This window comes from Paenibacillus sp. FSL L8-0641 (assembly GCF_038006265.1).
GTDB classification, from domain to species: Bacteria; Bacillota; Bacilli; order Paenibacillales; family Paenibacillaceae; genus Paenibacillus; species Paenibacillus polymyxa_D.
Window position 1 is genome coordinate 5,062,909 of the sequence record NZ_JBBOUW010000001.1, and the last position, 18,700, is coordinate 5,081,608.

Annotated in this window: 18 protein-coding genes and 1 riboswitch; of the genes, 2 read left to right on the forward strand and 16 right to left on the reverse strand. The window is 48.6% G+C overall.

All coding sequences use genetic code 11. From position 1 onward, the window contains the following. Positions 1–29 precede the first annotated feature (29 nt). From glyA to MKY16_RS22870, 15 genes are all read right to left on the reverse strand, one after another. Complete coding sequence (gene glyA / locus MKY16_RS22800; RefSeq protein ID WP_013312336.1) at positions 30–1,280, reverse strand: serine hydroxymethyltransferase; 1,251 nt, start codon at positions 1,278–1,280, stop codon at positions 30–32. A gap of 120 nt (positions 1,281–1,400) precedes the next feature. Continuing rightward, entirely contained in the window at positions 1,401–1,988 is a 588-nt protein-coding gene (locus MKY16_RS22805) for a TIGR01440 family protein (protein WP_029518515.1), read from the reverse strand. Between the two features lie 219 nt (positions 1,989–2,207). After that, positions 2,208–2,289, reverse strand: a riboswitch (ZMP/ZTP riboswitch). A 78-nt stretch (positions 2,290–2,367) separates the two neighbouring features. Next, a complete protein-coding gene (locus MKY16_RS22810) occupies positions 2,368–2,952 on the reverse strand; it encodes a low molecular weight protein arginine phosphatase (protein WP_029518516.1) in 585 nt (194 codons plus the stop codon). 103 nt (positions 2,953–3,055) lie between these two features. Further along, a complete protein-coding gene (locus MKY16_RS22815) occupies positions 3,056–3,616 on the reverse strand; it encodes a manganese efflux pump MntP (protein ID WP_029518517.1) in 561 nt (186 codons plus the stop codon). A 326-nt stretch (positions 3,617–3,942) separates the two neighbouring features. Continuing rightward, a complete protein-coding gene (locus MKY16_RS22820; protein WP_340886628.1) occupies positions 3,943–5,190 on the reverse strand; it encodes an L-threonylcarbamoyladenylate synthase in 1,248 nt (415 codons plus the stop codon). A 155-nt stretch (positions 5,191–5,345) separates the two neighbouring features. Further along, positions 5,346–6,038 (reverse strand): stage II sporulation protein R, encoded by a 693-nt coding sequence (gene spoIIR, locus MKY16_RS22825; protein WP_340957129.1) that lies wholly within the window; start codon positions 6,036–6,038, stop codon positions 5,346–5,348. 258 nt (positions 6,039–6,296) lie between these two features. Continuing rightward, on the reverse strand, positions 6,297–7,490 hold the full coding sequence (locus tag MKY16_RS22830; protein WP_029518520.1) for an FtsW/RodA/SpoVE family cell cycle protein: 1,194 nt from the start codon (positions 7,488–7,490) through the stop codon (positions 6,297–6,299). A gap of 75 nt (positions 7,491–7,565) precedes the next feature. Continuing rightward, positions 7,566–8,465 (reverse strand): peptide chain release factor N(5)-glutamine methyltransferase, encoded by a 900-nt coding sequence (prmC, locus tag MKY16_RS22835; protein WP_029518521.1) that lies wholly within the window; start codon positions 8,463–8,465, stop codon positions 7,566–7,568. Positions 8,466–8,468: 3 nt separating this feature from the next. Next, positions 8,469–9,536 (reverse strand): peptide chain release factor 1, encoded by a 1,068-nt coding sequence (gene prfA, locus MKY16_RS22840; protein WP_013312344.1) that lies wholly within the window; start codon positions 9,534–9,536, stop codon positions 8,469–8,471. A gap of 271 nt (positions 9,537–9,807) precedes the next feature. Then, entirely contained in the window at positions 9,808–10,908 is a 1,101-nt protein-coding gene (ychF, locus tag MKY16_RS22845) for a redox-regulated ATPase YchF (protein WP_013312345.1), read from the reverse strand. Between the two features lie 133 nt (positions 10,909–11,041). Continuing rightward, positions 11,042–11,533 (reverse strand): GNAT family N-acetyltransferase, encoded by a 492-nt coding sequence (locus MKY16_RS22850; protein WP_340933457.1) that lies wholly within the window; start codon positions 11,531–11,533, stop codon positions 11,042–11,044. Continuing rightward, positions 11,530–12,630, reverse strand: coding sequence for a type 2 isopentenyl-diphosphate Delta-isomerase (gene fni, locus MKY16_RS22855; RefSeq protein WP_029518523.1), 1,101 nt, complete (start codon positions 12,628–12,630; stop codon positions 11,530–11,532). Before fni ends, MKY16_RS22850 begins: the two co-directional genes overlap by 4 nt. Before the next feature lie 267 nt (positions 12,631–12,897). After that, the gene (locus MKY16_RS22860; RefSeq protein WP_029518524.1) at positions 12,898–13,356 is read right to left on the reverse strand and encodes a DMT family transporter; all 459 of its coding nucleotides are present in this window, start codon (positions 13,354–13,356) and stop codon (positions 12,898–12,900) included. A 58-nt stretch (positions 13,357–13,414) separates the two neighbouring features. After that, positions 13,415–14,119, reverse strand: a complete 705-nt coding sequence (locus tag MKY16_RS22865; RefSeq protein WP_029518525.1) for a Crp/Fnr family transcriptional regulator — start codon at positions 14,117–14,119, stop codon at positions 13,415–13,417. Between the two features lie 59 nt (positions 14,120–14,178). Continuing rightward, the gene (locus MKY16_RS22870) at positions 14,179–14,604 is read right to left on the reverse strand and encodes a DMT family transporter (protein WP_069010024.1); all 426 of its coding nucleotides are present in this window, start codon (positions 14,602–14,604) and stop codon (positions 14,179–14,181) included. A 230-nt stretch (positions 14,605–14,834) separates the two neighbouring features. Between MKY16_RS22870 and MKY16_RS22875 the strand changes: the two genes are divergently transcribed. After that, complete coding sequence (locus MKY16_RS22875; protein ID WP_069010025.1) at positions 14,835–16,331, forward strand: phospholipase D family protein; 1,497 nt, start codon at positions 14,835–14,837, stop codon at positions 16,329–16,331. Between the two features lie 35 nt (positions 16,332–16,366). Here the strand turns inward: MKY16_RS22875 and cls are convergent, their stop codons facing one another. Further along, complete coding sequence (gene cls, locus MKY16_RS22880) at positions 16,367–17,878, reverse strand: cardiolipin synthase (RefSeq protein ID WP_029518528.1); 1,512 nt, start codon at positions 17,876–17,878, stop codon at positions 16,367–16,369. A gap of 204 nt (positions 17,879–18,082) precedes the next feature. Between cls and MKY16_RS22885 the strand changes: the two genes are divergently transcribed. Next, entirely contained in the window at positions 18,083–18,676 is a 594-nt protein-coding gene (locus tag MKY16_RS22885) for a TetR/AcrR family transcriptional regulator (protein ID WP_069010026.1), read from the forward strand. Positions 18,677–18,700: the final 24 nt, after the last annotated feature.

Below are 18,700 nucleotides of genomic sequence, written 5' to 3' on the forward strand. Positions count from 1 at the left end.
ATAATATAAAGATTATGATTGTCGATGAATTAGTATTGAGTTCCTGGATAAATCGGGAACTTATCTGTTAACTCGCCAACCGCTTGGCTTGCTTTGGACAATACAGTATCATCTTTCGGGTTTTTAAGGGTTTCAGCAATGATTTTACCGATTTTGACCATAGCCTCTTCATCCATCCCACGAGATGTTGCAGCAGGTGTACCAATACGAATCCCGCTTGTTACGAATGGACTGGTCGGATCAAAAGGAATCGCATTTTTATTGACCGTGATGCCCACGGAATCCAATACATGCTCCGCTTCTTTACCTGTGATATTCAAATTGCGCGTATCCAACAGCATCAGATGGTTATCCGTACCACCGGATACAATGTTAATCCCCTCAGCCAACAGTGTTTCAGCCAGCACCTGTGCGTTGCGGACTACATTTTGCGCATAGGTTTTGAACGATGGCTGGAGCGCTTCACCCAAAGCAACCGCTTTGGACGCGATCACATGCATCAGTGGCCCCCCTTGAGTACCAGGGAAAATAGCTTTATCAATCGCTTGCGCCCATGCTTTGCGAGTCAGAATCAGACCCCCACGCGGACCACGCAGCGTTTTGTGTGTCGTTGTTGTTACAAATTGGGCATGCGGAACTGGACTTGGGTGAATTCCCGCTGCCACGAGACCTGCGATATGTGCCATATCCACCATGAACAAAGCACCTACATCATTGGCAATGGAAGCAAAAGCTTCAAAGTCAATAGTACGCGGATATGCACTCGCGCCAGCTACAATCAGACGAGGGCGGTGCTTAAAGGCTGCCTTGCGCACTTCATCGTAGTCGATGCGGAAGTTGTCTTCGCGGACACCATAGGCAGCAAAGTTATACAACAAGCCGGAAGCGTTAACCGGACTTCCGTGTGTTAAATGGCCACCATGCGCCAGATTCATACCCAGTACAGTATCTCCAGGTTTGAGAGCTGCCAGATACACTGCCATGTTGGCTTGTGCTCCAGAGTGAGGCTGCACGTTAGCATGCTCAGCGCCGAACAGTTCTTTTGCGCGGTCACGTGCGATATCTTCAACGATATCTACATGCTCACAGCCACCATAGTAGCGTTTGTTTGGATAACCTTCAGCATATTTATTCGTCAGCACGGAGCCCATGGCTTCCATTACTGCTTCACTGACAATGTTCTCGGATGCGATTAGCTCGATATTGTGGCGTTGTCGTTTCAGTTCAAGTCCCATTGCTTCCATCACTGCTGGGTCACTTTTACGCAGGTGTTCCATCATGATTGATTACTCCCTCTCCATAGTCAATTGTTGGGTATACAAGCTAACGCCTGCTCCTCTGTTGGGTACCTCATCCTCATTGCAAAAACGATTAGTACAAACATGCCGCCATGCCAAATGCTAATCGCAGTTTCCGCCGACTTCTTGCTCCAGACTGTACACCGCCCGTTGTCCGCCAATAAGTGGAGGACGGGTGAACGCCGCTGTCACACGTGCTTCGCCAATCCAGCGAAGGCTTGGGCGAAACGGAACAGCAATCGGTCGCAGATGCATGCCAATCAGCGTTTCGCCGATGTCTATCCCGGCATGAGCCTGCACGTTCGCCGCCAAACACGCGTCGCTCATAGAACGATAGGCGACGGTAGCCATAGAGCCTCCTGCTGTACGAACAGGAACAGCCGCAACCTCCATCAGTCCCAGTCGCTCCAGTACAGCCCGTTCAACGACCAACGCTCGGTTCAAATGCTCACAGCATTGAAACGCTACATCAAAGCCATACTGCCTGCGAACGGACTCTACTCCAGATAACAGTTGTTGAGCCACATCGAGCGCTCCCGCCGTGCCAATTCGACTTCCAGCCACTTCACTTGTGCTAACGCCGATAACCAGCAGGCGACCAGCCCTGAGACTGGCTGCTTCTGCGATTTCCCGCACAACAGAAGTGGTCTGTGCTTCTAGCGAAATCTCATGATCCAATTGTCCCACCATTGGAACCTCCTTTGGTTGAACAGCCTCTCAGAGACTAGGCACGGTCTCATGCCCCAAGTTCAACACACTCTCTCCTGATCACAATCTCACTATATTATAGCCGATGTTTCAGATTTCGAGCAGAAAAAATGGAAGAACCTTTGAAGGAATCAACCCTCAGCTAAACATCTGGCATAACTTGTATATGAAAAAAGAGCAGTCCACACCTATGTGGAATTGCTCTTTTGCCCAGGCGACCGGCCGTATATCCGATGCTCCATCGTGGTTAATCCCACTTTTGTCGCCAGTTACATCGGATTCTCATTTTTCCACCTTATCTTAACGGATTAGCCGTCGAAAATCAACAGATTCCGTACAAAATAGATGAGTAAGAGCGATTTTATTCGGAAGAGGCCTTTAGCTTGTCCAGCAGCTTATGCAGCGCCGTGCGGATTTCCGCAGCTGTGACATCGTAGTCTTCTCGCGAACCGCCAAACGGATCTGAAATATCAAAGCCCGGAATCCGTTGGTGTAATTCAATCATTCGTTCACGCTCCTGCGCCGATAGCTCTTGTCCAAGTGAAGCCATCAACTGCTGTGAAGCATATAAACCGTCCAACTCCTGTACATCATTCAACACCGCATCCCGGTTCTCCACATATTCCTTAAGCGTAAATACTTTGCCCGCCGTTTGGGGAAAGCGCTGAATTACGTGCTGTTTATGTCCTTGCGTCAAGGTTAAGATCAGATGTGCCCACCCGGCAAGCCCGTCGCTCAAAGGGGTTGAAGTGATCTGATCGGATATATCGTGATCACGTAGAACCGCCTCTGCATGTCGGGATATCGGCGTGCCTTCCATCGCTGCCACTCCCGCAGAACGCACTTCCAGTTCTAGTCCATGCTCAGCAGCCAACTTACGCAGCATCCCTTCAGCCATTGGACTACGACAGGTATTCCCAGTGCATACAAATAAGATATTCTTCAACGTTTTCACCCCCCGTATGTTAAAAAATATATAAACAGAGGATTACTATAATCCTAATCCCTTACTTTAACCCTGCACTTATTTTACACTGTCTGCGCTAAAATCAAAACATAAACATAAAGCCGAATGCCAGCAAAATGGCACCGCCCACTGCTTCCCCGTAATCTCCTAGATTGCGGCTGACCTTGCGACCCAGCAGCAGGCCCAACATCGCCATTGCTCCCCCGCAAAAACCAAATGCCAGAACAGACAGCACCAGATCACTCTGGAACATCCCCAGTGACACTCCTACAGAAAATGAATCCACGCTCACCCCAAGTGCAAACAGCAAAAGACCTAAAGGCGAACGATGATCCAATACCTGTACGCCGTCCCCTTTGAAGGAATTATACACCATATGCCCGCCTAAAAGGATGAGTAGCCCCCCTGCGAAGTAGGTCGTCACATGACCTAATAAAGAACTCATATAATGGCCCGTGAAAATTCCCAGCAATGGCATCAGAATGTGAAAAAAGCCAATAACAGTGCTGATGCGCAGCACGTCTCGCAGGCGTATCCCCTTCATGCCGATCCCTACGCCCAGCGATAACGCATCCATTCCTAGCGCTACCGCCATGATCAGAATCGTTACAACCTGCCCGGCATGGGCAGAGGCTGCCAGCATACTCCATCCCTCCATTATCCGTCTGTTCTTGTACACGTTATGCGGACAAGGGGCAAATCAGTACAAGCATGCACTGAAAGTACCCCATACCGAGAAGAGGAGGGAGGAAAATTTAATATAAGAGGTTGTTCAAAAAGTCGTCTTTCCATAACGAAGCTATTCAAGAAGCGGATTCGACGTCGAATCTTGAATTCAGCCGGGCCTTCCGTTGCTCACGTAGATCTATCTACGCTCCGCTACTCAGTCCCTAGCTTCATCCAGCCTTCTCGGTCCTGAAAAGCCGACTTTTTGAACACGCACTATAAGAGGCTCTGATTCGACAGAAGCTACAAGCGGACGATTCGGTGACCTGCCGCTTTAAGCAGGCGGTTCATAACGGCGTCGCCCAATCCTTTCGGCGGACAGGATTCCGCCAAAATGTAGGTGACGCCGTCCTCGTCGCAGCGGCGCAGCACGCCGTATAGGCGCTGCGCTGCCTCATGGAGCGCGTCCAGCTTGCCTAGCGTGTAGACGCGTTCTCCGGCGTAGCCGGCGGTATGCTCGTCGAACGCGAGCACTGCTGTGCGCTCTCCGCTGGCGGAAGCCTCCGCCAGCGCGGCGCGAATCCAGCCCGTCACCTCAACGGACGACGGGCCTTGTACCACGCTCAAGCGGCCTCGCGGCGCGTAGTGTGTGTACTTCATGCCCGGCGAGCGCGGCGCCGGGCTGTCGGCATCCTCCCCGGGCGTAGCGGCCAGCGCCGGGTCCAGCACGACGGCGCGAGCAACTGCAGCGAGCTGCTCAGCCGTCACGCCGCCGGGGCGCAGGATGGTGACCGTTCCGTCGTCAGCCGCCTGCACCACCGTGGACTCCAGCCCCACACCTGTGGGGCCTCCGTCTAAAATGCCGCCGATGCGGCCCTCCAGATCCTCCCGCACATGCTGTGCAAGAGTGGGACTGGGTCTTCCCGAACGATTGGCGCTTGGCGCAGCCAACGGACAACCCGCTTCAGCGATCAAGCGCAGCGCTATCGGATGATCTGGCATGCGCACACCAACCGTGTCCAGCCCGGCCGTTACACGCGATGACAGTGCCTGCGGTACCACTGGCAATACGAGAGTCAGCGGTCCCGGCCAGAACATATTCATCAGCGCCCGGGCTGTATCGTTTATTTCTGCTACCATACCTTCTAATTGATCAGCATCAGAAACATGTACAATGAGCGGGTTATCGGAAGGGCGTCCTTTGGCAGCGAATACCGCCTCCACCGCTTTTGTACTACGAGCATCGGCTCCCAGTCCGTACACGGTCTCTGTAGGAAAGGCTACCGTCTCTCCAGCTTGGAGGAGTACAGCAGCCTCGCGTATGCCTTTTTCCGCCGCGATCCGAGTCTGTTCAGCCGAAGTTTCGTCAGAAACACCCCCGTCAGTGTTGTTCACAGGAACCAAACATCTTACATCCCACCATTGGGTATGGGAAGACTTCAATGCCTGCTTCAGCTCGCAATTCCCCTGTTCGTCCAGCTTTTGCTCCGATTTTTCCTTTTGCACAAAATCTCCGCGCAAGTCTTGCATTTGATTCAATTTATCGCTCATATCAGATCATCCCATATCTTATTGTCGTATACAGGCCAGTGATTTCGCTTGATCCTATAAGGCTACTTTGAAAGATCAGTTTATTTGGCTCTGCCATGTGTATATCTATCGTAAGCTCCATTATAGCATATGGGGAAACTTACACTCCTCAACGTTTAGGCAAACAAGCCACTCACCCAGCTGCACAGTCCCGCAAGTGCATCCCACAGAAAAAAACGCACTTCCGGCTCCTTGTCAGTGGCATTCGTCCGACTATCTCCATGATCCGTTTTTGCTGATACCGTTTGTGCCGCTGCTTCCCCACTGCCTGCATCAATAAAGCACAGCGGAGGAAACAGCACGCACCACCAATTTTGACCTTTTCCTTGCCCCAGCGTAACCCGTAGCGCTTCATAATTCCCTGCCGGGTAGACAAGACCACCGTACATTTTCGTTGGGAAAGGTACGCTCGCCAGTTCCACCTGATGATCATACGCAATGCCGCGACGAGCCAGTTCCGTACCTACCAAACGGTCAATTTCAGGTAAATGAGCATCAATCAATGATCTGGCTTGGTCTAAGCTTTGCGGGTTTTCCAACTCACTCACCCAAGCATTCATCTGCTGCACAATAGCGTCCCGTATTTCGCGTTTAACTAGCTGATCCTCCGGGCGATCCGAATTGGCCAAAATACGCAGTCGAATGGAGTCGTGTGGAATCACTTCCAGCCCTGTTGTAGTCACTCCTGATGCTAAGGTTCCTCTTGTTCCAGTGGTCATAGCAGCATCCGTTTTTTGACCTTCCCAAGACATCATTAATATCGAAATACAAAATAATATCATTGCAGCTTGCTTTACCCAACTTCTCATCTTCGTCCCCCCAAACCCAAACTCTATCATGTCTATCAGTTTGTCCGGTTTGGGAGAGTCTAAACCTATAAGTCTTGTAAAATATTCATAACCACTTTACAGATTTTCTTCAATACACCCTCGAATCATGCTACACCAAGCTTCTGACCCTCGCCGAGGAATATAAAAAAGCCCAGATTTCACAATCTGGACTCTCGCGTTGCACCGTTTCAACTCACACACAAATACCAATCAGTATCTAGCCACAATCCACCTGTACTAGGCTTTTTTCGCCTTCGTCAAGTTCAATCTGGAAGGCTGTGGCAGATCATCCTCCAGCTCTTGGCCGTGCACCTTAATGCTCATAACCAAGCCGATACTAGCCATGTTAATAAGCAACGAGGTACCACCATAACTTATGAACGGGAGTGTAATCCCTGTAAGCGGCATAATGCCCAGAAACGCACCAATATTCTCAAAAATCTGATACAGCAACATGGACACAATCCCGACAATAATATACGGTCCGGCACGATCCCGGCATTCCAGCGAAATCAGGATCATTCGGTGAATCAAAATAAAATATAACAATAGTAGCACTGAAGAGCCTACAAAGCCAAATTCCTCCGCTACGACCACAAAAATAGAATCCGCATACGTATAAGGAACACGCCCGGACTGTACCGAGGTTCCTTGCAAAAAGCCCTTGCCCATCATCCCGCCAGAGGCTATTGCCAGCTTGGCATTTTTGGTATGATAAGACGCCTTCGCGGTTGCCTCTTCCGGTACCAACCAAGGGTCCAACCGTTCTACCCAGTGACTACGGCCAATCCCCTTCATAAAGGAATCAATCTCATCGTGAAACGAAATATAAGCTTTGATTCCGCCGCCAACGGCGACTGCAAATACGATGAATCCGATTAACGCATGGGATGCCTTCACATTACCAATCCATAGCATACCAATGACGATGACAATGTAACCAAGCGCATTACCCAAGTCATTTTGTGCCATAACCATGGCAAACGGGACAAAGCTCACCAGAGCCACTGGAAGAACATCCTGAATGAAATACAGCCTGCTCTTGCGCTTTTTGATCAGCATATAAGTCAGAAAAATGATAAGAACCAGCTTGAATACCTCGGCAGGCTGAAGATTCAAGCCACCAATTTTCAGAAAGCCCTGAGAGTTGTTAACCGTCCCACCAAAAAATCCGAGACCCAACAGGAATATTCCGCCTCCATATACGTACAGGGCTTTTTTAATGAATATCCGAAAATCGACCATCGCTAAACCCAAGATCGCCACAAAACCCAATATATAATACCCGATCATCTTTTGATAGTCGTTGCCGTGCTCTGCCAAGTTCGTAGGGCCCCTACCTGCGCTGTATACCGTTATGATACTAATCGCCATGAGCAAAACCAGAATAAAGATAACCGGACCGTCAATTTTTTTCAATTTCTGAAGCATGATTTCCCCCTGAGCCGTTTCTCGGTCATACTCCTCTTATTCTAAAGGAAAGACTCGCAAAAAGAAAATGCACCACTACTCCGAGACGCCTAGGACATGTCGTTCAATCCCTGCAAGGTCAGGAACGATTATAATGTTCTTCCAATGACCTGCCTGTTCCAGCAGGCCAGCCACGTCTCTGGCCTGTCCCATCCCCAGCTCAAACCCGATTAGCCGGGGCGGAGCCTGAAGGAGTCCGAGCTGCTCCAGCATTGCCCGATACGGGCCGAGCCCGTCAGGACCACCATCTAACGCCATCCGTGGCTCGTGGTCGCGGACCTCCGGCTGTAGGCCAGCGATGTCAGCAGCCGGGATGTACGGCGGGTTGGACACGAGAATGTCCACCGTCGTTCCCGCAAATGGCGCCAGCAGATCGCCCTCGCGGAATTCTACGGCTGCGCCGTTCGCAGCAGCGTTATAAGCCGCTACTTTTAACGCGGCAGCCGAAATATCCCCTGCCGCTACGCGCCAGCTCGGTCGCTCAGCCGCCAGCGTCACGGCAATCGCACCGCTGCCCGCGCCGATGTCGAGCGCCTGAGGAGCACCGCTTGGCCACAGCCGATCGCCGTGCTGGAGTATCGCCTCGACGAGCAGTTCTGTCTCGGGGCGCGGAATCAGCACCGACGGCGAAACCGCGAACGGGCGGCCATAAAATTCCTGCCGTCCGATAATATACTGCGCCGGTTCACCCGCAGCTTTGCGGGCTATGATCCGTTCCCACGCCTCCTTGGCGGTGGAAGGGAACGGATCACCCAGAGCGGCGTAAAACGCCGTACCTTCCAATCCGAGCACATGCTCCAGCAACAAACGGGCATTATGCTGGGGCTCCAGAACGCCACAGCTTCCTAAAAAAGAAGAAGCCTCAACCAAGGCTTCTCTGACACTCATGTTTCGTTCCGGCGACATCCGATACACACAATCGCGCTCGTTCCCCAAAACTTAAACCTCTTGTTCCATCAAATCAGCCTGCTCTGCAATCGTGAGCGCCGATACGATTTCTTCGATCTCCCCGTTCATCACCTGGTCCAGCTTATGCATAGTTAGTCCAATACGATGATCCGTTACACGGCTTTGCGGGAAGTTGTAGGTACGGATACGCTCACTGCGGTCCCCGGTACCTACTTTGCTCTTACGCTCGCCTGCATATTTGGCTTCCTCTTCCTGACGCAACATATCCGAAATACGGGCACGCAAAACTTGCAGCGCCTTCTCCTTATTGGAGTTCTGGGATTTTCCGTCCTGACAGGTTGCCATAATACCTGTTGGCATATGCGTTACACGCACCGCCGACTTGGTCGTATTAACGGATTGTCCGCCCGCACCGCTGGAACAGAACGTATCCACGCGAATATCCTTGTCGGAAATTTCAATATCCACTTCTTCTGCCTCAGGCATAACGGATACTGTAGATGTCGATGTATGAATACGTCCACCTGATTCCGTCGTCGGAATCCGCTGGACGCGGTGTGCGCCGCTTTCGAATTTCATTTTGCTGTATGCACCGCGGCCGTTAATCATGAAAATAACCTCTTTAAAGCCCCCGAGATCATTCATGTTCGCGTCCATCAGCTCTACACGCCAGCCTTGGGTATCGGCATAACGGGTATACATCCGGTACAAATCAGCTGCGAATAGTGCCGCTTCGTCACCACCCGCTGCCCCACGAATCTCAATAATAACGTTTTTATCATCATTCGGGTCCTTCGGCAGCAGCAAAATACGGATTTTTTCATCCAGCTCCCGCTTACGAACACTCAGTTCTTCAATCTCCATTTTGACCATTTCACGCATCTCGTCGTCCAGCTTTTCACCCTGCATGGTTTTTGCAGCTTCCAGCTCTTCAACGACATTTTTATATTCGGTATATGCTTCATAAGCAGGCTGTAAATCAGACTGTTCTTTGGAATAATCTCTAAGTTTTTTGCTATCGTTCGCTACATCCGGATCGCAGAGCAGTTCGCTCAGTTTATCGTAGCGGTCCGCCAATGATTGCAATCGGTCCAACAAGCGATTCACCTCTTCAGTTAAATTAATATGAAGCCAGCTTCAATTTCACTGGCTACAGCTCTTTATTATACCAACTAATTCATGAATTAGCTACAAGAAATACTGACTAATTTAGGATTTTGCAAAAATCCACACGACATGTAATTCAATAAAAAAAGTCGCCGCCTAATATAGGCAGCGACCGCATTATCTAGCACATTTTAGAACACACATACTTGAGACATCGTCTTTTATATATCCGAATCGAGTATTGTACTCTAGAAATTATATATTAAACATTAAAACGGAAATGCATAACGTCTCCGTCCTGCACTACATATTCCTTACCTTCCAGACGAAGCTGCCCCCGTTCCTTGGCCCCGTTCATCGAACCAGCAGCGACTAAATCGTTGTAGGATACAACCTCGGCACGAATAAATCCGCGTTCAAAATCCGTATGAATTACGCCCGCAGCACCCGGTGCCTTCGTTCCTTTGTGAATCGTCCAAGCGCGTACTTCCTGCACACCTGCTGTGAAATACGTATACAGGCCCAACAAGCGATATGCTGCTTTAATTAGACGGTTCAATCCGGATTCAGCCAATCCCAGCTCCTCGAGGAACATCGCCTTGTCTTCGCCTTCCAGCTCAGCAATTTCAGATTCTACCTTGGCGCTAATCGGCACCACTTCTGCATTTTCAGCCACGGCAAAATCGCGTACCTTTTGCACATACGGATTGCTGTCGGCTTCCGTTACGCCATCTTCGCTAACATTAGCGGCATAGAGTACAGGCTTCATCGTCAGCAAATGAAGATCGCGTACAATCAGCCGTTCTTCATCCGACAATTCTAAGCTACGCGCAGGTTTATCAGCATATAGCGTTTCTTTGATCCGCTCCAACACTTCAACTTCTTGGGTGTACTGCTTGTTGCCACCCTTCATGTTTTTGCGGGAACGTTCAATACGCTTGTCTACGCTTTCGATATCCGCCAGAATCAGTTCCAAATTAATGGTCTGAATGTCGCTGATCGGGTCAATTTTGCCGTCTACATGGGTAATGTTCTCATCTTCAAAGCAACGTACCACATGTACAATCGCATCCACTTCACGAATATGAGCCAGAAACTTGTTACCCAGGCCCTCGCCCTTGCTCGCACCGCGCACAAGTCCTGCAATATCAACAAATTCAAAAGCCGTTGGCACCGTTTTATTCGGCACAACCAGTTCGGTCAACTTATCCAACCGCTCGTCCGGTACTTCAACGACGCCTACATTGGGGTCAATCGTACAAAATGGATAGTTTGCGGATTCCGCACCCGCCTGCGTTATTGCGTTAAAAAGTGTTGATTTGCCTACGTTCGGCAAGCCCACAATCCCCGCTTTTAAAGCCATAATCAGAACAACTCCCGTTTATATAAAATATGCGTTATGCCATCCGTTAGTTTACCAACCCACATTATATATGAGAACCTATACACGCGGCAAGCATACGGTTATGGAATTCAGGATTTTACTATATCCCTATTTAGATTTCTTTGCTCATCTGGATATCTGTAATCCGATAGCCCGACTTGCGATATACATGCAAAGCTCGCTCATTATGCCCAAATACATGCAAACCGATGCGGACAGCTCCAAGTCTGCGAGCCTCCTGTTCCAAAGCCTCCATCGCCAGCGTACCTAGACCCCTCCCCTGGTATGAATCGTATACAAGGATATCCAGTAGAAAAGCTTCTTCTCCTTGCACGCCGTCCGTAATATTGAACCAGATGTAGCCAGCTTCCTCCTGACTCTGCCCCCCGTCATCGGAAAACATCAACATATACAGGTGAGCATGAGGTGTGTCTAGTCTCTGTGGCAGGTATTGAGCAAAACTTTCTGCCGCTCGCTCTGGTGCTTCTTCAACCGTCCATGTACCTGCTTGGATTTTCTCATCCGCATAGTCGGCAAGCGAGCGTTGTTCAAATCGATCATATTGCTCCGCATTCATCGGAACCAATGTAATAAGTCCGCTCATCCATTTACCTTCTTTCTTAGTCGAGTCGTATCTTTGAGCCCTTCTATTCCATCTACCCCAATGCCAAACATGACCGTGCGGAGTTCCAGTTCGACCTGCTCCAAACGTGCCTCCAGCGCTTCACTAGAGGCAACCGCAGAACCGAGCAAAGAACGCCCGAAGCCTGCCATGTCAGCTCCCAAAGCAAGCACCTTCGCTGCATTGACACCGTCTCTCAGTCCACCGCTGCCGATCAGAGCACCATGTGGCTGAGCGGCTCTGACTTCCACGATACAATCAGCGGTCGAATTGCCCCAGTCCGCAAACGCCTCCGCCGCCGCGCGACGCACAGGATCAGGGTTACGAAATTTCTCCACTTGGCTCCAGCTTGTCCCGCCTGCACCAGCGACATCAATAAAGGCTGCACCCGCATCATACAGTCTTGATGCCGTCTCGCCATCTATGCCCCAACCTACTTCCTTCACTCCTACAGGCACTGAAAGCTGACGACACAACTCCTCGATACGATTAAGCAGGCCGCTAAAATCCAAATTCCCTTCGGGTTGGAAAATCTCCTGCAATCCGTTCAAATGCAGCACCAACATATCTGCTCCAGCAATGTCTACTGCACGGCGACAATCGTCCACGCCAAATCCGTAGTTCAGCTGCACCGCACCCAGATTGGCAAGGATCGGGATACTGGGTGCCAGACGACGGACTGCAAAGGTTGGAGCCAATTCTTCCCTTTCCACCGCAGCCCGTACCGAGCCGATGCCCAATGCCCAGCCGCGTCTCTCCGCTGTCTCTGCTAATCGCTCATTAATCGCTCCTGTCTCGGCGCTGCCGCCTGTCATGGAGCTAATAAGCAACGGTGTTCGTACAGCCTGTCCTAAAAAAGTAGTATCCAGGCGAACCTCGTCAAAATGCAACTCCGGCAGAGCGCAGTGCTTAAAGACATACCGCTCCAGCCCGCTGGTGATACCTTGTCCGGCCACATCTTCTTGCAAACAAAGGCGGACGTGCTCAATCTTCCGTTCGCCTGTCCGCGCGGCAGGCAACAAAGAGCCGGATCTGTTAAAGCCGTCAGGTGCTCCTTTTTTATTCTCTGTACTACTCATCTATGTTCCACCTCATCCAAAGTCACTCTGTTTATTGTATCAAGTTCAAGAAGCACAAATAAGACCGTTCCCGAACACGGTAACCGATCTATTTATCGTCTCTTATACAAATATCGTATGCCCTTAAAGTGGTTATTTTAAGATACTCTCATTGTATCATGGATGGGAAAATATATACACGATCGTGAACATTTTTTCTCCCCCATAGATCATGTTCAAAATACGCAATAAACCAGTTATTTCGGAAACTTTACAGAAAAGCCGCCCCTAATTGAGCTGCCGCTTTTCTGCAAAATGTCCAAATTTAAACACAAGAATACCACCGATAATGACCAATACACCGATCAGCTTGTTAATGGTAAACGGAATTTTCTCTAATCCTAGCCATCCTAATGAATCCCACAACAGGGCGGTCCCTAATTGCGCTGTCAATACAATGGAGATCGCATAGGTCGGACCAAGTCGCTTCATTCCTTGTACCAGACAGAACACAACACCGACACCAATCATGCCACTGAACCAGTACCACGGCTGCATATGCTGTAAAGCAAATGTATTTTTCCCTTCAAAAATAAGACTCCCGAGTAAGGAAGCCAAGAACCCTGTGCCCAGCACCAATGTTGTTGTGGCCCACGATCCTGTCCGTTCATTCACCTTATTATTGAATATCGTTTGCAGACTGACCAAGGCACCTGCGATAACCGCCAATACAATTCCTAATAACATATGTTAACTCTCCCTTGATGATCCTTGATATTCTTCTGTTTTTTACTACATGCTCCTATTACAATGATTCATAAATATTATGTCCTGCCAGTTCACTCAAACCTTTTCTGTCCCGAATGACAATATAGCCTTTTGTCCGTTCAACCCATCCATCTTCAATCATTTTGCGAATAACACGGTTGAGATGTCTATAGCTGGTTCCGATCAAATTCGCCACATCTACCAGACTGGATGCCCGTAATTCCTCATGAAAAGCTGTATTCGATTCGTCAAAAGAAACCGATAGCAGGTAGCTCGCCAGTCTGACTTCCACCGGATACATGAGATTAAAACTGGAAAAGTCGGAGTCCAGGCAAAACTTTCGCGTGACAACATCCAATAGAAATTGCAGCAAAGGAGCATAGTCTTTGCCGTATTTGTTCATCCATTGGTGGTGAATACCGATCACATAGATCGGAGACACTGCCTCTACCGTGTTGATGACGTGACTATTCCGAATATATTCAACATCTCCTATGACCTCGATCGGTGTTTTGAAGCAAAGGATCAGGGTTTTCCCTTCTGTAGAACTGGTATAAATCTTGACCTTGCCCTGCACCAGTATATATAGATGCTCAATGGGATCCCCCTGTAAACAGAGCTTTTCCCCTTGCTCCAAACGATGCAACGACAAATAAGGATGTAGTGGCTCGTAGAGTATGGATTCCAACTCATGCAGCTGCAAAAAATATTTTAGCTGCTCTTGATCCTGAATTTCTCTCATTCCTAAGCTCACCTTCAATCTCTACATTCTAAGCTTTCTTTACAAGTTAAATTTCTATTTTAAAGCTTCAGAATAATTACACCCGCGATCATCATACCAATACCTATAAATTGTGGCAGCTTCATCTTTTGCTTCACTATACCGAACCATCCCTTAATATCTACCAGAAAGGTTAAACACAACTGCGCAATCAACAACGCCGAGATCGTGAACGTAACCCCAATATGTTGGATCGCCGTGACTTCACTAAATATAATAATAGCTGCAAAGGCACCGCCCCAAAGATACATTGGCTTCACCTGTTTCATTTCAGCCACATTGCCATCCCTTGTAAACATCCAGACTAATGCTGCCAAAATAAACCCTATTAGCTGAGTAACAGCAGCAGCCTGCCATGTACCAATATCCTGACTAATCCGTGTATTCGCTACACCTTGTAGCGTAATACACGCTCCTCCCAGAAAAGCAAACAAGATTCCTCTCATAAATCGTTATTCTCCCCATGTAAATGACTTTTCTATATATTAAATTATAGGGCAGACTCTCTATAAAGGACATATGTCCTCAACGAATAGTAAAACATCCTTCATTTCATTCAGTATCCGCGTCAATCCTGCACACTTGCTTTAATAACTTGACAGTATCCCATCATAAAACTGCATGTTCCGGCACGGTAAAACGGAATGCAGCATCCAATTGAGGAGTTGATCGTCATATGACTACACGTGATCCGCTGCATTCTAAGCCGGAATATCAAAGAAAATCCAGGCATAAGGGCCGTGCCCTTAAAATCGCCATTCTGGTACTTATCCTTTGGCTGATTGCCGTCATGCTGTATCAGACCCATAAACCCTTGCCTCCGTTCGTCTCTTATGAGAGCCAGGAGTATTCAACCCATGAGGTAAACTTCTGGACGGATTTGACCTATCCCACCGGGGATGGTAGTACTGCACAGCATGAAGGACAAATTTTGAAGCGTATGCTCGGGATCATTGATGAAGCCGAGCAATTTATCGTCATCGATCTGTTTCTGTTCAACGACTATAAGCATAAAGGTCAGCACTTCCCCCAAGTTAGCGCACAAATGACCGATCATCTTATTGCCAAAAAGAAAGCTCATCCTGATATGCCTATCTTTTTCATTACAGATGAAGTCAATACCAACTACAATTCTGCTCCCAACCCTTTGTTGGAAAATATGAAGCGAGCGGGGATTCAGGTCGTGCAGACCGATGTAGATCCCCTGCGGGACTCTACACCCATCTATTCGGCGGTGTGGCGTACCTTCTTCCAATGGTTCGGGCAGCAAGGCACAGGCTGGATTCCCAACCTGATGGCCAGTGACGGACCGGATGTTACGGCTCGCTCCTATCTTAAGCTGTTAAACGTCAAGGCCAATCACCGAAAATTGGTTGTCAGCGAACAGACAGCGCTCATTTCTACAGGCAATGTGCACGACGCGAGCGCCTACCACTCCAATGTAGCGCTGGAGGTGAAGGGGCCCATCATCGGAGACATTTTACAAACGGAACAGGCGGTGTTGGACTTTTCGGGCGGTGGGCAGCTTCCTGCCTATACACCACAGGCCGAACCCAAAGTTCCATCGAGTAAGGACAGCTATCGAATCAAATATCTAACTGAGGGCAAGGTGTACACCTCGGTTCTGGATGGCATCGGGCAGACGAAGAAAGGTGACAGCATTCATATGGGCATGTTTTATTTGGCTGACCGCAAAGTATTGAATAGCCTACTGGATGCCTCTGCGCGCGGTGTAAACATCCAATTACTGCTGGACCCCAATGAGAACGCGTTTGGTCAGGAAAAAATCGGCATCCCCAATCGTCCGGTCGCCCAAGAGTTGTCCGATAAATCGGGCGGGAACATTCAAATTCGCTGGTATCATACCACCCATGAGCAATTCCATACCAAACTGATTTATATCGCCAAGGCGCAAGGAGAGCATATCATTTGGGGTGGCTCTACCAATCTGACGCCCCGTAATCTGGATGATTTGAATCTGGAAAATGAATTGTGGGTGGCCGCTCCGGCGGACAGCAAGCTGACCCGACAGGTTGCGGCCTATTTCGATAAGCTATGGAATAATCAGGGGGCTGAATACAGCTTGGATCTAGCAGCTTACGAGGATCATTCAACATTTTGGAAAGATATTATATACCGTCTACAGGATATTTTAGGCTTTACTACATTTTAACTACCGAATAGTGCTGTAGCGAATTCGTTTATGACCTACAACAGCGGTGAAAGCAGCCGCGCGAGCGATTCCATCAAACGTTTGAACAGACGTTTTTTCATGAATTCTTCGCGTACGATCAGACTGGCAGAATGCAAATCTCGTTCGTAGTCTGTTACCATCTGCTGCACACTGTGCGTTTGAATTAACAGAGCGTTAACTTCAAAATTCAAATGAAAGCTACGCATATCCATATTGGCTGTCCCGATGGTCGCAACTTCCCCGTCAATGATGAGGAGCTTGGAGTGGAGGAACCCTTTTTCATATTCATATACCTTGACTCCAACCTCCAGTAACGACTGGAAGTACGAATGAGACGCGAGAAAAGGTAGCCATTTATCCGGTTTTGCGGGAAACAGAATACGTACGTCCAACCCGGACAAGGCAGCCATCCGTAAGGCAGTCAGGATATCTTCATCCGGGATAAAATAAGGAGTGGCAATCCAGACTGATTTTCGGGCGGACGTGATCATGGAGAAAAACAGATTTTTAAGCACTCTCCGCTCATTATCCGGGCCGCTAGCAATAATCTGCACGCCTCCGTCTGTAATGGGTTCAATACTGGGAGACAGATATTCGCTATCGAGCACCGACTCACCCGTCATGTGAAGCCAATCCTGTAGAAATATAAGCTGCAACGTCCGCACAGCTTCGCCCTTCACAATCATATGTGTATCACGCCAAAAGCCGTAGGCTTTGTTGCGGCTGAGATACTCATCTCCCACATTTAGACCACCAATTAATCCGATATTACCGTCGATGACTACAATTTTACGGTGATTACGATAGTTTACCCGGCTGGAGAAGAACAAGATCCGAGCGCCGCCGTACGCAACAACCTCTACTCCTGCATCTCTCATTTCTTTCAAAAATGACTTTGACAACTGAATACTGCCCACCGCATCGTACATAAACCGAACCTTAACACCCGCTTTAGCCTTTTCAATCAAAATTTTCTGAATGCTGGTACCGATATCATCCGAACGGAAAATGTAATATTCCATATGGATATGATGCTGCGCCTTGCGCAGCTCTTCTAGCAAAGTGGAGAAGGTTTCATCTCCATTGTTCAGAATTTGAGTTTCGGTCGCAAAATAAATCGGGGAGCGGGCCAGTCTGCGGGCCAAACGCATCAACTGCTGCTGCTCATCTGTAAAGCAGGTCAGATCCCGTTTGACTCGCAAAGCATCCTTTTCTATGCGGTCGTAAGCCTGTTGGTCACGCAATGCCTTTTTATCATACTTGCGACGCTTGAATACATTTTGCCCAAACAGAAAATAGAGAGGAAGTCCAACGACTGGCAGCAATGCCAGCAGCAAAATCCAGGACATCGTAGTGGAGGGATTACGATTCTCCGTAAAAATAATCAGACTGATGGAGATCACTGTCAGGGTGGAAAAAATACTGATGACAGTTCCTTCATTTTTGCCGATGTAATTAAACAAGCCAAAATAATAAATAATAAACACCATAGCCGCGATCAATACGGCTAGTAAGCTTCGCCTCATAACTAACCTCACTTCCAGTGGACTGCATTCGACAAGTATTCTTCATTATATTGTACATGAGCCCCTTATTTCTTCCCACTTTTTTATTAAAATGTTGATAAAAAAATCCAAAGAAAAGCTTTATACAAAACACAATGATGCTGGGTTGACACTTACTTTTTTTCGTGCAAGAATAAACTAACGAACGTTAGGTAGGTGACAATAATGGGAATGGAAGAGATTCGAAAGGCCGCTCTTTTTCAATTTGCCACCAATGGGTATGAAGGAGCATCCTTGAGCAGTATTGCCGCTGAGGTCGGTATCCGAAAACCGTCTATATACGCGCATTTCCAAGGCAAAGAGGATCTGTTCCTACAGGTAGCGAGGTATGCTTTTCAAGAGCAGAATCTACGTATTTTCGAGTACTTTACGGAACGTAAAGATCAGCCGCTTAAGCATACCCTGCATGACTTCTTGTTTTGGATGGGACAGGAATATGAGAGCAACGACTCAGCCAAGTTTATGCTTCGCTTTTCCTTCTTTCCGCCTGTATCGTTGTATAACGAGGTGCTGGATATTGTTAATCCTTTTCTGGACAAAATGGAGCGAAAATTAACTCGTCACCTCCGTAATGCACGGGATCGGGAACCCTTTGGGCATATGGAGCCAGTGGATGTGGCTTTAGCCTTTATGACACTGGTGGACGGAGTCATGGTGGAGCTCCTGTACAGTGGAAGCGTCAACTACCACCGAAGACTGGACGCTGCATGGCCTATTTTTTGGCGTGGGATTACGTTAACCTCACCTCATGAAGCATGAAGCCGTCGAACTTATAAAATTTAT

Coding starts and splice junctions, on each gene's coding strand:
- glyA (WP_013312336.1), bottom strand. CDS start 1,280: ATGATGGAACACCTGCGTAAAAGTGACCCAGCAGTGATGGAAGCAATG.
- MKY16_RS22805 (WP_029518515.1), bottom strand. CDS start 1,988: ATGGTGGGACAATTGGATCATGAGATTTCGCTAGAAGCACAGACCACT.
- MKY16_RS22815 (WP_029518517.1), bottom strand. CDS start 3,616: ATGCTGGCAGCCTCTGCCCATGCCGGGCAGGTTGTAACGATTCTGATC.
- MKY16_RS22820 (WP_340886628.1), bottom strand. CDS start 5,190: ATGAGCGATAAATTGAATCAAATGCAAGACTTGCGCGGAGATTTTGTG.
- spoIIR (WP_340957129.1), bottom strand. CDS start 6,038: ATGAGAAGTTGGGTAAAGCAAGCTGCAATGATATTATTTTGTATTTCG.
- MKY16_RS22830 (WP_029518520.1), bottom strand. CDS start 7,490: ATGCTTCAGAAATTGAAAAAAATTGACGGTCCGGTTATCTTTATTCTG.
- ychF (WP_013312345.1), bottom strand. CDS start 10,908: ATGGCTTTAAAAGCGGGGATTGTGGGCTTGCCGAACGTAGGCAAATCA.
- MKY16_RS22850 (WP_340933457.1), bottom strand. CDS start 11,533: ATGAGCGGACTTATTACATTGGTTCCGATGAATGCGGAGCAATATGAT.
- fni (WP_029518523.1), bottom strand. CDS start 12,630: ATGAGTAGTACAGAGAATAAAAAAGGAGCACCTGACGGCTTTAACAGA.
- MKY16_RS22860 (WP_029518524.1), bottom strand. CDS start 13,356: ATGTTATTAGGAATTGTATTGGCGGTTATCGCAGGTGCCTTGGTCAGT.
- MKY16_RS22865 (WP_029518525.1), bottom strand. CDS start 14,119: ATGAGAGAAATTCAGGATCAAGAGCAGCTAAAATATTTTTTGCAGCTG.
- MKY16_RS22870 (WP_069010024.1), bottom strand. CDS start 14,604: ATGAGAGGAATCTTGTTTGCTTTTCTGGGAGGAGCGTGTATTACGCTA.
- MKY16_RS22875 (WP_069010025.1), top strand. CDS start 14,835: ATGACTACACGTGATCCGCTGCATTCTAAGCCGGAATATCAAAGAAAA.
- cls (WP_029518528.1), bottom strand. CDS start 17,878: ATGAGGCGAAGCTTACTAGCCGTATTGATCGCGGCTATGGTGTTTATT.
- MKY16_RS22885 (WP_069010026.1), top strand. CDS start 18,083: ATGGGAATGGAAGAGATTCGAAAGGCCGCTCTTTTTCAATTTGCCACC.